Source organism: Methylibium sp. (genome assembly GCF_013817365.1).
Classification (GTDB): domain Bacteria; phylum Pseudomonadota; class Gammaproteobacteria; order Burkholderiales; family Burkholderiaceae_C; genus Methylibium.
In genome coordinates, this window is sequence record NZ_JACDCU010000003.1 from 22,833 (window position 1) to 40,243 (window position 17,411).

Here is a 17,411-nt window from a genome sequence, read left to right on the forward strand (position 1 = left end):
ACCCATGAACGATCTGCCGAACTCCATCCCTGCGGCCGTGGCCGACGCCCTGTGCTACCTGAACGGCGAGTACACGCCGCTGCGCGAGGCCCGGGTGAGCGTGCTCGACCGCGGCTTCCTGTTCGGCGACGGCCTCTACGAGGTCGTGCCGGTGTATGGGCGTCGCCTGTTTCGCTTCGACGAGCATCTGGCCCGGCTGGAGCGCAGCTGCGCCAAGGTGCGCATCACCAACCCGCACGACGCGCCGCAGTGGCTGGAGCGCATGCGCCGGCTGATCGCGGCGCAGTACGAGGCCAGCGGTGCCACTGACCAGTTGATCTATCTGCAGATCACCCGCGGCGTCGCGGTGCGCGATCACGTGATGCCCAAGGATCTGCCGCCCACCGTCTTCATGATGGCCAGCGTGATGAAGCCGCCAACCGCGGAGCAGCGCCACGCCGGCGTCGCCTGCATCACCGCGCGCGACTTCCGCTGGGAGCGAGGCGACATCAAGTCCATTTCGCTGCTCGGCAACGTCATGGCACGCCAGTTGTCGGCCGACCACGGCGCCGAGGAAACGGTGATGTTGCGCGACGGCTTCCTGACGGAAGCCGCGGCGTGCAACGTGTGGATGGTCAAGGACGGCGCCCTCATCGGCCCACCCAAGAGCGAGCATGTGCTCGAGGGCGTGCGTTTCGAGTTGCTGCGCGAGCTCTGCGAGGACGAAGGCATCGCCTACAGCCTGCGGCCGATCAGCGAGGGCGAACTGCTCGCCGCTGACGAGCTGCTGCTCAGCTCCGCGACCAAGGAGATCCTGCCGGTGACGCGCCTGGATGGGGAGCCGGTCGGCCACGGTGCGCTGGGCGGCAAGCCCGGCCCCGTCTATGCCCGCCTGTACGAGGCCTACCAGCGCGCCAAGGCCAGCCAGTCGATCTGAGAGGGTGCGAGGCGCTTTCGCGGTTGACTCGGCCGCCGATGCCTTCATCTGCGAGAGATGCAGCCGACCATGCCCGCCGTCCCACCCGACATTCCGCCCGAAGCGTCGCTGATCGAATACCCCAGCGCCTTTCCGATCAAGGTGATGGGCGTCAACGAAGACGGGTTCGCGCAGGCGATGGCCGAAATCGCCCGCCGCTTCGACCCGTCCTTCGACCCGGCGACGGTGGAGATGCGGCCCAGCAAGGGCAACAAGTACCTGGGCCTGACCCTCACCGTCACAGCCATCAGCCGCGAACAGCTCGACGACCTGTACCGCGCGCTCGGTGCGCATCCCTCGGTCAAGGTGGTGCTTTGACCACAGCGCTTGCGGCGTGTGCGCAGCGGACTGCGCAGCCGCAGCACAGCGCGTGAAGATCCTGCGCCTGGGCCGCGTCGATTACGCGGTCACGGCCGGCGCGATGCGCGCCTTCACTGACGCGCGCAACGCCGAAACGCCCGATGAGCTGTGGCTGTGCGAGCACCCGCCGGTGTTCACGCAGGGGATTGCCGGCAAGGCCGAGCACGTGCTCGACGCCGGCGCCGTCCCGGTCGTTCAGACCAACCGCGGCGGGCAAGTCACTTACCACGGGCCCGGCCAGGTCATTGCCTATCCGCTGGTCGATCTGCGCCGGCTCGGCCTGCATGCCAAGGAATACGTGTTCCGGCTCGAGCAGGCGCTGCTGAAGACGCTGGAGGCCCATGGCGTCACCGGCCATCGTGTGGCCGGTGCGCCCGGCGTTTACGTGAACCTGGCCGATCCGTTCGGCCACGGCACGCTGCCCGAGCCGCGCGATGCGCGCGACCCCTGGCGCTGCATCGGCAAGATTGCCGCGTTGGGCATCAAGATCAGCCGCGGCTGCAGCTACCACGGCGCCGCGCTCAACGTGGCGATGGACCTGAGCCCCTTTGCGCGCATCAATCCCTGCGGCTACGCAGGGCTCGCGACGGTCGATCTTTCTACAATCGGCGTCGTCACCGACTGGGACGCTGCCGCCGATTCGCTCGCCGCGCGGCTGGCGAACTACCTGAGCCCCTGAAAAACTCCCACCGATCGAACCTCCATGACCACCGATTCCTCCGCGGCCTTCGCCTCGGCCGCCGCCCCTGCGGCCTACGACCCGAGCGCCAAGCAAAAGGCGCAGGCCAAGACCGCGCGCATTCCGATCAAGGTGGTGCCGGCCGAGGTGCTCAAGAAGCCCGATTGGATCCGCGTCAAGGCCGGCTCGCCCACCACGCGCTTCTACGAGATCAAGCAGATCCTGCGCGAGCACAAGCTGCACACGGTGTGCGAGGAAGCCTCCTGCCCGAACATCGGCGAGTGCTTCGGCAAGGGCACGGCCACCTTCATGATCATGGGCGACAAGTGCACGCGGCGTTGCCCGTTCTGCGACGTCGGCCACGGTCGACCTGACCCGCTCGACGCTGACGAGCCGCTCAACATGGCCAGGACCATCGCAGCCCTCCGGCTCAAATACGTCGTCATCACCAGTGTGGATCGCGATGACCTGCGCGACGGCGGCGCGGCGCATTTTGTGCAGTGCATCCAGAAGGTCCGTGAGCTGTCGCCGGCCACACAGATCGAGATCCTCACGCCCGACTTCCGCGGCCGCATGGACCGCGCGCTGGAGATCCTGAAGGCGGCGCCGCCCGACGTGATGAACCACAACATTGAAACGGTGCCACGCCTGTACAAGGAGGCGCGCCCCGGTTCGGACTACGCGTTCTCGCTCAACCTGCTCGAGCGGTTCAAGGAACTCGCGCCGGGCGTGCCGACCAAGAGCGGGTTGATGGTCGGCCTGGGTGAAACCGACGACGAGATCCTGGCGGTGATGGGCGACATGCGCGCCCACGGCATCGACATGCTCACGCTCGGCCAGTACCTCGCGCCCAGCGGCCACCACTTGCCGGTACGCCGCTACGTCCATCCCGACACCTTCAGGATGTTCGAGGCCGAGGCGAAGGCCATGGGCTTCAGCCATGCCGCCGTCGGCGCGCTGGTGCGTTCGAGCTACCACGCCGACGCGCAGGCGCACGCGGCAGGCGTCGCCAGCCTGCCCTGACCGGCTTGCACGAATGAGCCGGCAGCACGTGGCCGGGGGCGCGACGGATCGGCGCGCGCCGCACACGTTCGACCTGAACCGGTGCGTCGGGGCTTTGGCGCGAGGTCCGCAGACTAGCGGGGCTCAACTCGCCTCGGCGTCGTGCCGGCGGCTTCGGCCGTTCAGCTCTCGGCGAGCAGTTCGCCCACCAGTGCGTGCAGTTCCTCGAAATCAGGCTCGCCGAGATAGCGCTTGACAACCTCCCCGCGCTTGTTGATCAACACGCTGGTGGGAGTGAGTTGCACATCGCCGAAGCTGCGCGCGATCGAGCCGTCGAGGTCCATCGTGACCAGGAACGGCAGCTTGCGCGTCTCGACGAAGTTCACGACGTAGGCTGGCGGGTCGTAGCTCATCGCCACGGCGAGCGTCTGGTAGCCGCGCGACTGGAACTTCTCGTGCGTGGCGATCAGTTCGGGCATCTCCTTGACGCAGGTCACGCAACTCGTGGCCCAGAAGTTCACGAGCACGACTTGGCCGCGCAATTGCTCGGTGCTGTGCGTGGAGCCGTCGAGCAGCGTGTAGGGCACGGTGGGCGCGAGCGGCTTGTCGGTCAAGGTCACGAAGGCCGCCGCGCCGATTGCCAAGACCACGGCAGTAGCGGCAAGATGGCGAATGAGTTTCATTGAGGAGGCAGTCATGGATCGACGTCAGTTTACGGGTCAGCTCGCCGCCGGTGTGGCCCTGTGGGTTTGGGCAGCACAGGCGCGCGCGCTTTCGCTCACCGATGCCGACGCACGCGCCGGCCTCAAGGCGGTGCTCGAGCGGGGGGCCACTGCGGCCGTAAGCCTGCTCGGCAGGACCGACGGCTTTCTCGGCAATCCGAAGGTCCGCATCGCGCTGCCCTCCGGCGTCGATAGTGCGGCCAAGCTGTTGCGGGGCATCGGGCAGGGCCAGAAGGTCGACGAGCTCGTGACTGCCATGAATCGCGCCGCCGAGGCGGCCGTGCCGCAGTCCCGGCAGTTGCTGAGCGATGCGGTGGCGCGGATGTCGGTGACCGACGCGAAAAAGATCCTGACCGGCGGCGACACCTCGGTGACGCAGTTCTTCGCCGACAAGACGCGCAAGCCGCTGGGCGCGACCTTCCTGCCGATCGTCACGGAGCAGACCGAAAAAGTGGCTCTGGCCGACAAGTACAACGCGGTCGCCGGCAGGGCGGCCGGCTTCGGGCTCCTGAACAGGAACGACGCCAACATTCAGCAGTACGTGACCGGCAAGACGCTCGACGGCCTGTACCTGATGATCGGCGAGGAAGAGAAGAAGATCCGACGCGACCCGGTGAGCACCGGCAGCGATCTGCTGAAGAAGGTGTTCGGCTCGATCTGAACCGGCGTGCCGTTGCCGCGGCGCGGTCAGAAACTCTTCGATAGCTCGAACACCAGCGCCGACGGCAAGGCCTGGCGCAGGCCGGCGCGCGCGACGCGGGCGTGGTTCATGCCGTCGAAGCCCGAGATCTCGAACGAGCGGTTGCCTTCCTCGACGATCTCAATGAAGGAAAACGCCGGCAGTTCCGACCGGATGTCATCGGCCAGCTGCTCGAGTTCATCGCAGTGCAATGCCGCCTCGAAAACGATGGCGTGCGGCAGGCCGCCGCGGCAAAAATCGACGGCCTCGTCGACCGAGTAGACGCAGTCGACGGTCAAACCCATGTTCGCGACGGCCGAGCGCACCTGTGCGCGCAACTCGCGGCCGTCGGCGATCACCAGCAGCTGGCGGCCGGCAAGTGGCTTGGAATTGCCGCTCGGGGTTTGCGCCGAGGCGGTTTGCTGGAGATTCACGGCTTCTTCGACGGCATCGTCGACGGTGCGCGGGAACTCGAGCGTCAGCATCACCTGCTCGCCGTCCATTTCGCGCTGAAGATTCAGCTCCATGGAGTCCGCAGCCTGCACGATCAGGTGCCAGTTCAGCGAATCCAGCGCCGCCGCCGCCGGCACCCCGGACTCCTTCGCCGTGGCGGCCTGGTGCTGGAAGCTGCAACTCACCCGGCCTCGCGCCGGCCGGCTCTTGAGATCGACGCGGAAATCGATGTTCGCGCGACCCGACTCGACAGCCCAGTCGAGCACGGCATTGAGCAAAGTGAACAGCAAGCTGGGATCGACAAGGACTTCGATAGGCCGGGTGACCTGGCGCACGTTGACGCCGCGCTTGGCCACCTCGCGCGCACGATAAGCAAGCACCGACTGCAGCGTGTGCGCCAGGTTGAGCCGCTCGTGCGACTGCCGCAGATGCTTGGAGGCGAGGCGCGAGAGTTGCTGGCTCACCATACCCACGCGCCGGGCCTGTTCGATCTCCAAGCGCAAGGCGCGCAAGCCTTCACGGTCGATGCGGCCGGTGGTGGTGAGGGCGATCACCCGCTCCAGGGCTGCGCTCAGCGGCTCGGCGATCTCACGCCCGACCTGCGCGGTCAGAGCACGCCATGATTGGACCGAGCCGGTCGTTTCGACGGGAGCCACAGGCAACAGCAGGGTCGGCGGGCGGTCATGCGGTTTCCGAGGATGATGGGCTTGGCCGGGGCCGTCCGCACCGTGACGATGCGGTTGAGCATTCTGTGACGATCGCGGCCCAAGCTCCAGCGCTCGCGGCACTGCGGCGGTCAGGCTCCCCCCGTTTCAGTGGCCGTTCGTGCCCAATGCACCTGCTGCACGCGCCCGGTATGCACGCTCGGCGTCCCAGCCGAGCCAGTCGAGCAGCACGGCTTCGGTGTGCTCGCCCAGCCGTGGCGGCGGCAGGCGGGTGCGCGCCGGCGTGGCGGACAGCTTCAGCGGGCTTGCGACCAGCCGCAGCGCGGCGTCCAGCGGATGCGCCACCTCCTCCGTCATGCCGCGAGCCAGCACCTGCGGATCGGCGAACACCTGGTCGAGCGTGTTGATCGGCCCGCAGGGCACCTTGGACACTTCGAGTGCATTTAACCAATCCTCGCGGCTGCGTTCGCGCATCAACGCCGCCAGGACAGGCACCAGCACGGCTCGGTGGCGCACGCGGTCGGAGTTCTTCATGAAGCGGGGGTCGGCGGCCAGTTCGGCGCGGCCGGCCACGTGGCAGAAGCGGGCGAACTGACCGTCATTGCCAACGGCCAGGATGACATGCCCGTCGGCCACCTCGAACACCTGGTAGGGCACGATATTTTGGTGCGCGTTCCCGGCGCGACGCGGCACCTGGCCGCTCACCAAATAGTTGGCGCCCAGATTGGCCAGCATCGCGACCTGGCTGTCGAGCAGCGCCATGTCGAGGTACTGGCCGTTGCCGCGCCGCCAGCCCTCGGCGTCTCGGTGGCGCAGCGCGGCCAGGATGCCGATGGTGGCGTACAGGCCGGTGAACAGGTCCGCCACGGCGACGCCGACCTTCTGCGGACCGCCACCCGGTTGGTCGTCGCCGATCTCCAGGCAAGACGGGCCGGTCACGCTCATCAAACCGCCGATGCCCTGGACTGCATAGTCGTAGCCGGCGCGGTCTCGGTAGGGGCCGGTCTGACCATAGCCCGTGATCGAGCAGTAGACGAGCTGCGGATTGAGCGCTCGCAGACTCTCCTGGTCGAGGCCGTAGCGCGCCATGTCGCCGACCTTGTAGTTCTCGACCAGCACGTCGGCTTGCTGCGCGAGTTCGCGGACCAGCGCCTGCCCCTCGGCATGAGCAAGGTCGATCGTGATCGAGCGCTTGTTGCGGTTGGCGCCGAGGTAGTAGGCCGACTCCTCGCTGTCGGCGCCGGTCGCGTCCTTAAGGAACGGCGGGCCCCAGCCCCGGGTGTCGTCGCCGCTGTGGGGACGTTCGACCTTCACGACATCGGCCCCGAGGTCGCCCAGGACCTGGGTGCACCACGGCCCGGCCAGCACCCGGGAAAGGTCGAGCACGCGAATGCCCGAGAGCGACGAGCTGGCGAGGGGGAACTGGGGTTGCATCTTTCGATTCTGCCGCTGTCGATAATCCGGCGATGCCTGCCACCGGTCGTCTGTCGCTCGTGCCTCTGGGCCTTGCCGCGTTCGTCACGGGCTGTTCACCGACGCTCGACTGGCGCCAAGTGCGTCCCGAGGGCGGCGCGGTCACGCTGCTCCTGCCGTGCAAGCCGGAGCGCAGGACGCGGGCGGTCGTGCTTGCAGACGTTTCGGCGACGGTGGAAGTGCTTGCCTGCAGCGCAGGCGGCACGACCTGGGGGATGACCAGCGCCGATCTCGGCGAACCTGCACGGGTCGGCCCTGCATTGGCCGCGTTGCGGGCGGCTCGTACCACCAACCTCGAGGGGCGCGAGACCGAAGCGCGCGCCGTGCGGCTCGCCAAGCTGGCGGCCGAGCCGGCGCCCCTGCGTTTGCGCGTCGAAGGCCGCAAGCCTGACGGTCAGCCGATCGTCGAGCATTCGCTGCTGTTCGCCCACGGTTCGCGTGTTTTCCAGGCTGTGGTGCTCGGCGGCGCGCCGTCGGCCAGGGCCCTTGAAACCTTCTTCGACGGCATCGAGCCGGCCCGCTGAGCGGCGAGCGGCGCTCAGCCCGGGCGGCCGAGGTTGTTTGCGGCCACCAACGCGGGTTGTGCGCGGCACGTCGCGCTCTGCGAGCTGCGCAGATAATCGCCGGTCACATGGCTGGCCTGCTCATCATCGCGCACGCGCCTCTCGCCTCCGCACTGAAGGCCGCTGCGGGGCACGCCTTCCCTGAGGCGGTGCAGCGCGTGCGGGCCTGCGACGTGGTCGCGCAGGTTGCGCTTGAAGACGTCGAGACCCAGGCGCGCCTGCTGCTCCAGCAGGCGCTGAGGGTGTCCAGCCGGTGCGAGGCGCTCATCCTCACCGACGCTTTCGGCGCCACGCCATCGAATATTGCGCAACGGCTCGCCGACGGCGTGCATGTCAGGGTGGTCACGGGCGTGAACGTGCCAATGTTGTGGCGAACCATGAACTACGCAGACGAGCCGCTGGAGATGCTCGTCGCCCGTGCGCTGGCCGGCGCCACGCAAGGAGTGATGCAGGTTGCCCCCGCGCGCCCGCAGAACCAGACCCTAGGAGTGCGACCGGGCGATGATTTCGACGCGAATAAAGATCAGCAATAAGCTCGGCCTGCATGCGCGGGCCTCGGCCAAGCTCGCCAAGCTGGCGGGAAGCTACCCCTGCGAGGTCTTCCTCAGCCGTGGTGAACGCCGGGTGAACGCGAAAAGCATCATGGGCGTGATGATGCTGGCCGCCGGTCTGGGCGCTGAAATCGAGGTCGAAACCTCCGGCGAGCGCGAACGGGAAGCGATGGACGCACTGCTCGCGCTGATCGTCAACCGCTTCGGCGAAGGCGAATAGGGCAGCGCCTCAGGCGCCGAGGAAGTGCAGCCGGTACGGTCCGGGCAAGTCTTCGGCAGCGCAAACCGGAGCGCACCTACCGCTCGATCGGCGCCTCGTGCGTGCACGCACAGTGCGCCCGAGCTTCGTCGTCTTCGAGTTCGGCGGCCATAGCGGCAGATCCCTCATCGCGTTTCTTGCCCGGTGGCAATGATATGGAGCCTGCGACAGAGCCGTGACGGTGCGATGCGGTCGGCACGACTTCGAGCGACAGCGCCCCGCTTCGCGGCGGCGTGCCGCCGGCTGCCCGCATTCTGCGCGCTGCTACGATCGTTTCATGAGCTTCCAGGTTTTCGGCTTTCCGGTCTCGCGCGGTGTGGCGATCGGACGGGCCGTGCTGGTGGCTTCGAGTCGCGTCGATGTTGCGCACTATTTCATCGAAGCACAGCAGATCGAGACCGAGGTGCAGCGGCTGCGTACCGCTCGCGATGCGGTGGCCAGCGAACTGCACGGCTTGCAGCGCGACATGCCGGCGGATGCGCCGCCGGAGCTTTCCGCGCTCCTCGACGTTCACCTGATGCTGCTCCATGACGACGCGTTGACCGGAGCCACCGGAAGCTGGGTGCGGGACCGTCACTACAACGCCGAATGGGCGCTGTCAGCGCAGCTCGAAGTGGTGGCCCGGCAGTTCGACGAGATGGAGAACGACTATCTGCGCGAGCGCAAGGCCGATCTGGAGCAGGTGGTTGAGCAGTTGCTCAGAGCCCTCGCCCAGCAGGGTGGGCGGGCGACGCCGGCCCATGCCGTCAATCCGCGAGACTTCGCTGGCGAGGATCCGCTGGTGCTGGTGGCAAGCGACATTTCGCCGGCCGACATGCTGCAGTTCAAGCGCAGTATCTTCACCGGCTTCGTCACCGATGTAGGTGGCCGCACGTCGCACACCGCGATCGTTGCACGCAGCCTCGATATTCCGGCCGTGGTCGGTGCGCGAGAAGCCAGTCGCCTCATTCGACAGGACGATTGGGTGGTCATCGACGGCGACGCTGGCGTCGTGATCGTCGACCCGTCTCCGATCGTGCTCGAAGAATATCGATTCCGTCAGCGACAAGGCGGCCTGGAGCGTGAGCGCTTGACCCGCCTCCGGCATACGCCCGCGGTCACCCTCGATGGGCAGAGGGTCGAGCTGCTTGCGAACATCGAACTCCCCGGTGATACGAAAGCTGCGCTCGAGGCGGGAGCGGTCGGCGTAGGGCTGTTTCGCAGCGAGTTCCTCTTCATGAATCGCAACGGCGATCTACCAGGGGAAGACGAGCAATACGAGGCCTACCGGGCGGTGGTCGAAGCAATGCGCGGCTTGCCGGTGACCATTCGGACCGTCGACATCGGCGCCGACAAGGCGCTCGACCGAATGTCCGTTCACGAGCTTCGACACGAACACGCCTTGAACCCGGCGCTGGGGCTGCGCGCCATACGGTGGAGCCTGTCCGAGCCGAGCATGTTTCGCCAGCAGCTTCGCGCCATCCTCCGAGCAAGCGCCCACGGGAAAGTGCGTTTGCTGGTGCCGATGGTGGCGCATGCATCGGAGATTCGCGGCACCTTCGAGGCGCTTGCGCGGGCGAAACAGCAGTTGCAGGAAAGCGGTCGTGCCTACACCGATGTTCCCGTAGGCGCAATGATCGAAGTGCCTGCTGCAGCACTGATGGCCCATACCTTCCTCGATCAGTTCGACTTCCTGTCGATCGGCACGAACGATCTGATTCAGTACACCTTGGCGATTGATCGCGCCGACGAAGCCGTTGCTCACTTGTACGACCCCTGGCACCCAGCGGTCCTCGAACTGGTGGCGCGCACGATCAGCGTAAGCCGAGCCCGCGGCAAGCAGGTGAGCGTGTGCGGGGAAATGGCGGGTGATCCCGCCTTCACCGAGGCGCTGCTAGGGATGGGCTTGCGCAGCTTCTCTATGCACCCAGCGCAAGTCGCTACCGTAAAGCAGCAAGTGCTTCGCGCCGACACGCACAGACTGGGCCTTGACGCTCTGACCGCGTCCTGATGAAGGCGTGCTCGCGTACGAACAAAAACCGTCAGAGATTTGCGCCGTGCAAGGTGTCATGCTACAGTCGATTTCTTTGCTGAACACAGCAACGCCGAGGTAACAAGCCGAGAGCGCTGACAGGTTCTTCGAAGTAAACAAAGTGAGTGGTTGACAAGGTTTTGATAACTGGTCACAATCTCATCTCTGTGCTGATCACTGGTCAGCGACGCCGAAAGGCGACGATCTTTAACAAATGACAGCCGATAAGTGTGGGCGTTTGAAGGCGAGTGCCGAGAGTCGCAAGACTCAGGTCTCATGACCTTAAACGCTCACTGAATTGAAATTCATGCAAGTGAAGTTCACTTCAATTCTTTGAGTAATTTATCAAGATCGAACTGAAGAGTTTGATCCTGGCTCAGATTGAACGCTGGCGGCATGCCTTACACATGCAAGTCGAACGGCAGCACGGGAGCAATCCTGGTGGCGAGTGGCGAACGGGTGAGTAATACATCGGAACGTGCCCAGTTGTGGGGGATAGCCCGGCGAAAGCCGGATTAATACCGCATACGACCTACGGGTGAAAGCGGGGGATCGCAAGACCTCGCGCTATTGGAGCGGCCGATGTCGGATTAGCTTGTTGGTGGGGTAAAAGCCCACCAAGGCTACGATCCGTAGCTGGTCTGAGAGGACGACCAGCCACACTGGGACTGAGACACGGCCCAGACTCCTACGGGAGGCAGCAGTGGGGAATTTTGGACAATGGGCGCAAGCCTGATCCAGCCATGCCGCGTGCGGGAAGAAGGCCTTCGGGTTGTAAACCGCTTTTGTCAGGGAAGAAACGGTTCGAGCTAATATCTCGAACTAATGACGGTACCTGAAGAATAAGCACCGGCTAACTACGTGCCAGCAGCCGCGGTAATACGTAGGGTGCGAGCGTTAATCGGAATTACTGGGCGTAAAGCGTGCGCAGGCGGCTTTGCAAGACAGATGTGAAATCCCCGGGCTCAACCTGGGAACTGCATTTGTGACTGCAATGCTGGAGTGCGGCAGAGGGGGATGGAATTCCGCGTGTAGCAGTGAAATGCGTAGATATGCGGAGGAACACCGATGGCGAAGGCAATCCCCTGGGCCTGCACTGACGCTCATGCACGAAAGCGTGGGGAGCAAACAGGATTAGATACCCTGGTAGTCCACGCCCTAAACGATGTCAACTGGTTGTTGGACGGCTTGCTGTTCAGTAACGAAGCTAACGCGTGAAGTTGACCGCCTGGGGAGTACGGCCGCAAGGTTGAAACTCAAAGGAATTGACGGGGACCCGCACAAGCGGTGGATGATGTGGTTTAATTCGATGCAACGCGAAAAACCTTACCTACCCTTGACATGCCAGGAACTTGCCAGAGATGGCTTGGTGCTCGAAAGAGAACCTGGACACAGGTGCTGCATGGCCGTCGTCAGCTCGTGTCGTGAGATGTTGGGTTAAGTCCCGCAACGAGCGCAACCCTTGTCATTAGTTGCTACGTAAGGGCACTCTAATGAGACTGCCGGTGACAAACCGGAGGAAGGTGGGGATGACGTCAGGTCATCATGGCCCTTATGGGTAGGGCTACACACGTCATACAATGGCCGGTACAGAGGGTTGCCAACCCGCGAGGGGGAGCTAATCCCAGAAAACCGGTCGTAGTCCGGATCGCAGTCTGCAACTCGACTGCGTGAAGTCGGAATCGCTAGTAATCGCGGATCAGCTTGCCGCGGTGAATACGTTCCCGGGTCTTGTACACACCGCCCGTCACACCATGGGAGCGGGTTCTGCCAGAAGTAGTTAGCCTAACCGCAAGGAGGGCGATTACCACGGCAGGGTTCGTGACTGGGGTGAAGTCGTAACAAGGTAGCCGTATCGGAAGGTGCGGCTGGATCACCTCCTTTCTGGAAACAGCACTCAATTTTTAGCGCCCACTCTTATCGGCTGTCTTTGACGACAGAAGTGAAACGTGAGCCGGCTTGACGTGTGCGCAAGGCCAATCGCCTAGAGTTCACGTTTGATCGGATCTTTCGCGTTTCATTCGGAATGGGAGGGTCTGTAGCTCAGTTGGTTAGAGCACCGTCTTGATAAGGCGGGGGTCGTTGGTTCGAATCCAACCAGACCCACCAACATTCCTAACCGGGGGTGTAGCTCAGCTGGGAGAGCACCTGCTTTGCAAGCAGGGGGTCATCGGTTCGATCCCGTTCACCTCCACCATTTCAACAAGATTTCACACGCTAGCAGCCAGTGGCCTCTTGCGTGTGCGATCGCAAGATCGGCTGTCGTTCTTTAACAATTCGTAGAGTCAAATCAGTGTTGTCGGCGGAAAACCGCTTCATGGCGAACTGTACCGTCGGCAACTTTTTGATTGCGTCAACAAACTTCAGCTTACAAAAGTTGAAAACGGCATAACGCGAAATACTCAAATCAGTCCTTGACGATGCTTCTGCAGCGAGGCGTCAAAGTTATAGGGTCAAGTGACTAAGTGCATGTGGTGGATGCCTTGGCGATTACAGGCGATGAAGGACGTGATAGCCTGCGATAAGCTTCGGGGAGCTGGCAAATTAGCTTTGATCCGGAGATTTCCGAATGGGGAAACCCACCCGCAAGGGTATCGCATGCTGAATACATAGGCATGCGAAGCGAACCGGGTGAACTGAAACATCTCAGTAGCTCGAGGAATAGACATCAACCGAGATTCCGAAAGTAGTGGCGAGCGAAATCGGACCAGCCTGCACGTTTTAGCAATTAACTTATCAGAACAGTCTGGAAAGGCCGGCTATAGCGGGTGATAGCCCCGTATGAAAAAAGTCGATTGTGGAACTGGGCGTGCGACAAGTAGGGCGGGACACGAGAAATCCTGTCTGAAGATGGGGGGACCATCCTCCAAGGCTAAATACTCGTAATCGACCGATAGTGAACTAGTACCGTGAGGGAAAGGCGAAAAGAACCCCGGGAGGGGAGTGAAATAGATCCTGAAACCGCATGCATACAAAAAGTCGGAGCCCGCAAGGGTGACGGCGTACCTTTTGTATAATGGGTCAGCGACTTACATTCAGTGGCAAGCTTAACCGAATAGGGAAGGCGTAGAGAAATCGAGTCCGAATAGGGCGTTCAGTCGCTGGGTGTAGACCCGAAACCAAGTGATCTATCCATGGCCAGGATGAAGGTGCGGTAACACGCACTGGAGGTCCGAACCGACTAGTGTTGCAAAACTAGCGGATGAGCTGTGGATAGGGGTGAAAGGCTAAACAAACTTGGAAATAGCTGGTTCTCTCCGAAAACTATTTAGGTAGTGCCTCAAGTATTACCGTCGGGGGTAGAGCACTGTTATGGCTAGGGGGTCATGGCGACTTACCAAACCATTGCAAACTCCGAATACCGATGAGTACAGCTTGGGAGACAGTGCACCGGGTGCTAACGTCCGGACACAAGAGGGAAACAACCCAGACCGCCAGCTAAGGTCCCTAATATTGGCTAAGTGGGAAACGAAGTGGGAAGGCTAAAACAGTCAGGATGTTGGCTTAGAAGCAGCCATCATTTAAAGAAAGCGTAATAGCTCACTGATCGAGTCGTCCTGCGCGGAAGATGTAACGGGGCTAAGCCAGTAACCGAAGCTGCGGATGCACAGCAATGTGCGTGGTAGGAGAGCGTTCCGTAAGCCTGTGAAGGTGGGTTGTGAAGCCTGCTGGAGGTATCGGAAGTGCGAATGCTGACATGAGTAGCGTTAAAGGGGGTGAAAAGCCCCCTCGCCGAAAGCGTAAGGTTTTCTACGCAACGTTCATCGACGTAGAGTGAGTCGGCCCCTAAGGCAAGGCAGAGATGCGTAGCTGATGGGAAACAGGTCAATATTCCTGTACCGATGTGCAGTGCGATGTGGGGACGGAGAAGGTTAGCTCAGCCGGGTGTTGGATGTCCCGGTTCAAGCGTGTAGTCGTGCTGCCTAGGCAAATCCGGGCAGCTTAGATGAGGCGTGATAACGAGGCGGCTTGCCGCTAAAGTGAGTGATACCCTGCTTCCAGGAAAAGCCACTAAGCTCCAGCTGTACACGACCGTACCGTAAACCGACACTGGTGCGCGAGATGAGTATTCTAAGGCGCTTGAGAGAACTCTGGAGAAGGAACTCGGCAAATTGACACCGTAACTTCGGAAGAAGGTGTGCCTTTAGTAGGTGAACCTGTACAAGGGGAGCCCAATGAGGCCGCAGAGAATCGGTGGCTGCGACTGTTTATTAAAAACACAGCACTCTGCAAAGACGAAAGTCGACGTATAGGGTGTGACGCCTGCCCGGTGCTGGAAGATTAAATGATGGGGTGCAAGCTCTTGATTGAAGTCCCAGTAAACGGCGGCCGTAACTATAACGGTCCTAAGGTAGCGAAATTCCTTGTCGGGTAAGTTCCGACCTGCACGAATGGCGTAACGATGGCCACACTGTCTCCTCCAGAGACTCAGCGAAGTTGAAATGTTTGTGATGATGCAATCTCCCCGCGGAAAGACGGAAAGACCCCATGAACCTTTACTGTAGCTTTGTATTGGACTTTGAACAGATCTGTGTAGGATAGGTGGGAGGCTTTGAAGCGGTGCCGCTAGGTGTCGTGGAGCCAACCTTGAAATACCACCCTGGTGTGTTTGAGGTTCTAACCTTGACCCGTTATCCGGGTTGGGGACAGTGCATGGTAGGCAGTTTGACTGGGGCGGTCTCCTCCCAAAGCGTAACGGAGGAGTTCGAAGGTACGCTAGGCACGGTCGGAAATCGTGCTAATAGTGCATAGGCATAAGCGTGCTTGACTGCGAGACTGACAAGTCGAGCAGGTACGAAAGTAGGACTAAGTGATCCGGTGGTTCTGTATGGAAGGGCCATCGCTCAACGGATAAAAGGTACTCTGGGGATAACAGGCTGATACCGCCCAAGAGTTCATATCGACGGCGGTGTTTGGCACCTCGATGTCGGCTCATCTCATCCTGGGGCTGTAGCCGGTCCCAAGGGTATGGCTGTTCGCCATTTAAAGAGGTACGTGAGCTGGGTTTAAAACGTCGTGAGACAGTTTGGTCCCTATCTTCCGTGGGCGCTGCAGATTTGAGGAAGCCTGCTCCTAGTACGAGAGGACCGGAGTGGACGCACCTCTGGTGTATCGGTTGTCACGCCAGTGGCATTGCCGAGTAGCTAAGTGCGGAAGAGATAACCGCTGAAAGCATCTAAGCGGGAAACTCGTTTCAAGATGAGATCTGCCGGGGCCTTGAGCCCCCTGAAGAGTCGTTCGAGACCAGGACGTTGATAGGCCGGGTGTGGAAGCGTAGTAATGCGTTAAGCTAACCGGTACTAATTGCTCGTGAGGCTTGACCCTATAACTTTGATGGCGATTTGAGCCAAAAATGTTATGCCGTAATAGCGCAATCAAGACTGATTTGACTTTACGAATTGGCTGTCTTGCTAATGCAAGATGGCGACAAGTTAAGCCTGATGACCATAGCGAGGTGGTCCCACTCCTTCCCATCCCGAACAGGACAGTGAAACGCCTCAGCGCCGATGATAGTGCGGGTTCCCGTGTGAAAGTAGGACATTGTCAGGCTATTACGCAGCGAAAAACCCGGTCAGTAATGACCGGGTTTTTTTGCGTCTGAAGCAAGACAGAATAAACATTCCAGCAACGGGGAACAACCAAGCGCAGAAATTTAAAAATCAAGCGACCACGCTTCGCATGTATTTCGTAAGCGGCTAGCCGCGGCATCTTGACGCGCACAGCAGCGCGTCCTCAGCCGTTGATCTCGTCGACGGGATCGCCGCCGTCCCGGACGGCCGCGATCGCTTTGTCCAGTCGCCGCAGCAGCGCATTGAGGGTCTCGCCTTCACGACGCACGAGCATGGCCAAGCTGTTGTGGCCGTCAGCCACCGTGGCAGCGCAGTCGATCCCACCGATGGCGCCGAGCGTGATCTCGCCGCCATCGTTAATGAGCGCCTCAATGTTCTTCATTGCTGCACCCAGCGATGGGGCAGCAACTCGTCGATGCGGCTGTTCGGGTGTGTCGGCAACCGCGTCAGCACGTCCTTCAGGTAAGCCCACGGACGTGCCCGTTGAGCTTGGCCGACACGACCAGGCTCATCACCACGGCCGCACGCTGGCCCGCCAGTTCGCTGCCGCAGAACAGCCACGCCGTGCGACCCATCGCCCATGGGCGTTTTCGATGTGGTTGTTGTCCACCGGCAGCCGCCCGTCTTGCAGGTGTGCCGTCAACGTCGCCCAGTGGTTGTTGCTGTAGTCCAGCGCCTTGGCAATCGCGCTGCCCTCGGCCACGCGCGAGCGCTCCAGCTCGAGCCAGACGAAGAACTCGTCCCACAGCGGCTGCGCCCTGAGCCGCCTGCATACCAGACGATCTTCGGCAGTCATCGCTCGCGCCTCGTGCTCGACGCGGTAGATCAGCGCGATGTGCTGCACCGCCTGGGTGGCCACAGGGCTGCGGTTGTCCTTGATCAGCTCGTCGTACTTGCGCCTCGCGTGGGCCAGGCAGCCTGCGGCCTTGCGGTCATGCAGCCGCACCACGCTGTCGTAAGCGCTGTACGCGTCGCGCACCAGCGTGCCGCTCCACTCGCCCAGGAACGCGATCGGGTACTGTGCACCTCTGCCAACACAGAAGTCATAAGCCACACCCGGCAATGCATCGAAGCTGCCACGCGCATAGGCCCAGATGTAGGCCCGCTTGGTCTTGCCGGCCCCGGGGTCGAGCATGTTCACCGGCGTCTCGTCGGCGTGCAGCACCTGCGCGCCGAGCACGAACTCGCGGTGCGCGTCGAACAGCGGCTGCAACTCCGCACCACCCGCGCCGGACCAGCCCGCCAGCGTCGAGCGCGGCGTGTGCACGCCGGACCTTGCGTTGATCGTCTCTTGCCGGTAATACGGGATGTGATCGACGAAGCGGCTGACCAGTGTGTGCGCGACCAGCCCGGGTGACGGTAGCCCCTTGTCGATGACCTGCGGTGTTCAGCGTCAATCAGGATGAGAAGAGCGCGTCAATCAAGGTGAGAAGCGAAGTGCGGGCGGGAGGCTGGCGGGAGTAGCCCGT

General features: G+C 62.3%; 15 protein-coding genes, 2 tRNA genes and 3 rRNA genes. 14 read left to right on the forward strand and 6 right to left on the reverse strand.

Features of this window, described 5'->3' with window-relative positions; all coding sequences use genetic code 11:
• Positions 1–4: 4 nt before the first annotated feature.
• From H0W38_RS00495 to lipA, 4 genes are all read left to right on the forward strand, one after another.
• Complete coding sequence (locus H0W38_RS00495) at positions 5–916, forward strand: aminotransferase class IV (RefSeq protein ID WP_292450556.1); 912 nt, start codon at positions 5–7, stop codon at positions 914–916.
• A gap of 69 nt (positions 917–985) precedes the next feature.
• Positions 986–1,273, forward strand: coding sequence for a DUF493 family protein (locus tag H0W38_RS00500; protein ID WP_292450557.1), 288 nt, complete (start codon positions 986–988; stop codon positions 1,271–1,273).
• 103 nt (positions 1,274–1,376) lie between these two features.
• Entirely contained in the window at positions 1,377–1,994 is a 618-nt protein-coding gene (gene lipB, locus H0W38_RS00505; protein ID WP_292450572.1) for a lipoyl(octanoyl) transferase LipB, read from the forward strand.
• Positions 1,995–2,018: 24 nt separating this feature from the next.
• On the forward strand, positions 2,019–3,017 hold the full coding sequence (gene lipA, locus H0W38_RS00510) for a lipoyl synthase (protein ID WP_292450558.1): 999 nt from the start codon (positions 2,019–2,021) through the stop codon (positions 3,015–3,017).
• 161 nt (positions 3,018–3,178) lie between these two features.
• On the opposite strand, the gene H0W38_RS00515 is transcribed toward lipA, so the two are convergent.
• On the reverse strand, positions 3,179–3,679 hold the full coding sequence (locus H0W38_RS00515) for a TlpA disulfide reductase family protein (protein WP_292450559.1): 501 nt from the start codon (positions 3,677–3,679) through the stop codon (positions 3,179–3,181).
• Between the two features lie 13 nt (positions 3,680–3,692).
• On the opposite strand from H0W38_RS00515, the gene H0W38_RS00520 reads away from it, so the two are divergent.
• Complete coding sequence (locus H0W38_RS00520; protein WP_292450560.1) at positions 3,693–4,379, forward strand: DUF4197 domain-containing protein; 687 nt, start codon at positions 3,693–3,695, stop codon at positions 4,377–4,379.
• Between the two features lie 26 nt (positions 4,380–4,405).
• Here the strand turns inward: H0W38_RS00520 and H0W38_RS00525 are convergent, their stop codons facing one another.
• Complete coding sequence (locus H0W38_RS00525; RefSeq protein ID WP_292450561.1) at positions 4,406–5,506, reverse strand: hypothetical protein; 1,101 nt, start codon at positions 5,504–5,506, stop codon at positions 4,406–4,408.
• A gap of 156 nt (positions 5,507–5,662) precedes the next feature.
• Positions 5,663–6,949: a CaiB/BaiF CoA-transferase family protein gene (locus H0W38_RS00530; RefSeq protein ID WP_292450562.1), complete on the reverse strand. Its 1,287-nt coding sequence runs from the start codon at positions 6,947–6,949 to the stop codon at positions 5,663–5,665.
• A gap of 32 nt (positions 6,950–6,981) precedes the next feature.
• Between H0W38_RS00530 and H0W38_RS00535 the strand changes: the two genes are divergently transcribed.
• The 9 genes from H0W38_RS00535 to rrf all read left to right on the forward strand — a co-directional run bounded on the left by H0W38_RS00535 (position 6,982) and on the right by rrf (position 15,922).
• Positions 6,982–7,512: a hypothetical protein gene (locus H0W38_RS00535; RefSeq protein ID WP_292450563.1), complete on the forward strand. Its 531-nt coding sequence runs from the start codon at positions 6,982–6,984 to the stop codon at positions 7,510–7,512.
• A 107-nt stretch (positions 7,513–7,619) separates the two neighbouring features.
• Entirely contained in the window at positions 7,620–8,084 is a 465-nt protein-coding gene (locus H0W38_RS00540) for a PTS fructose transporter subunit IIA (RefSeq protein WP_292450564.1), read from the forward strand.
• Positions 8,053–8,322, forward strand: a complete 270-nt coding sequence (locus H0W38_RS00545; protein ID WP_292450565.1) for an HPr family phosphocarrier protein — start codon at positions 8,053–8,055, stop codon at positions 8,320–8,322. Before H0W38_RS00540 ends, H0W38_RS00545 begins: the two co-directional genes overlap by 32 nt.
• Positions 8,323–8,638: 316 nt before the next feature.
• Positions 8,639–10,351 (forward strand): phosphoenolpyruvate--protein phosphotransferase, encoded by a 1,713-nt coding sequence (gene ptsP / locus H0W38_RS00550; RefSeq protein ID WP_292450566.1) that lies wholly within the window; start codon positions 8,639–8,641, stop codon positions 10,349–10,351.
• A 374-nt stretch (positions 10,352–10,725) separates the two neighbouring features.
• Positions 10,726–12,256 (forward strand): 16S ribosomal RNA (locus tag H0W38_RS00555).
• Positions 12,257–12,404: 148 nt separating this feature from the next.
• Positions 12,405–12,481 (forward strand) — tRNA-Ile (locus tag H0W38_RS00560).
• 12 nt (positions 12,482–12,493) lie between these two features.
• A tRNA-Ala gene (locus H0W38_RS00565) sits at positions 12,494–12,569 on the forward strand.
• 254 nt (positions 12,570–12,823) lie between these two features.
• Positions 12,824–15,697: ribosomal RNA gene (locus tag H0W38_RS00570) — 23S ribosomal RNA — on the forward strand.
• Positions 15,698–15,809: 112 nt separating this feature from the next.
• Positions 15,810–15,922, forward strand: a 5S ribosomal RNA gene (gene rrf / locus H0W38_RS00575).
• Together the 16S, 23S and 5S rRNA genes with 2 tRNA genes alongside form the textbook arrangement of a ribosomal RNA operon.
• Before the next feature lie 183 nt (positions 15,923–16,105).
• On the opposite strand, the gene H0W38_RS00580 is transcribed toward rrf, so the two are convergent.
• The 3 genes from H0W38_RS00580 to H0W38_RS00590 are packed head-to-tail and all read right to left on the reverse strand — an operon-like array spanning position 16,106 to position 17,317.
• Positions 16,106–16,324, reverse strand: coding sequence for a hypothetical protein (locus H0W38_RS00580; protein WP_292450567.1), 219 nt, complete (start codon positions 16,322–16,324; stop codon positions 16,106–16,108).
• A complete protein-coding gene (locus H0W38_RS00585; RefSeq protein ID WP_292450568.1) occupies positions 16,321–16,524 on the reverse strand; it encodes a transposase domain-containing protein in 204 nt (67 codons plus the stop codon). The genes H0W38_RS00580 and H0W38_RS00585 overlap by 4 nt, the downstream gene beginning before the upstream one ends.
• Positions 16,454–17,317: an IS66 family transposase gene (locus H0W38_RS00590; RefSeq protein WP_367161558.1), complete on the reverse strand. Its 864-nt coding sequence runs from the start codon at positions 17,315–17,317 to the stop codon at positions 16,454–16,456. The genes H0W38_RS00585 and H0W38_RS00590 overlap by 71 nt, the downstream gene beginning before the upstream one ends.
• Positions 17,318–17,411: the final 94 nt, after the last annotated feature.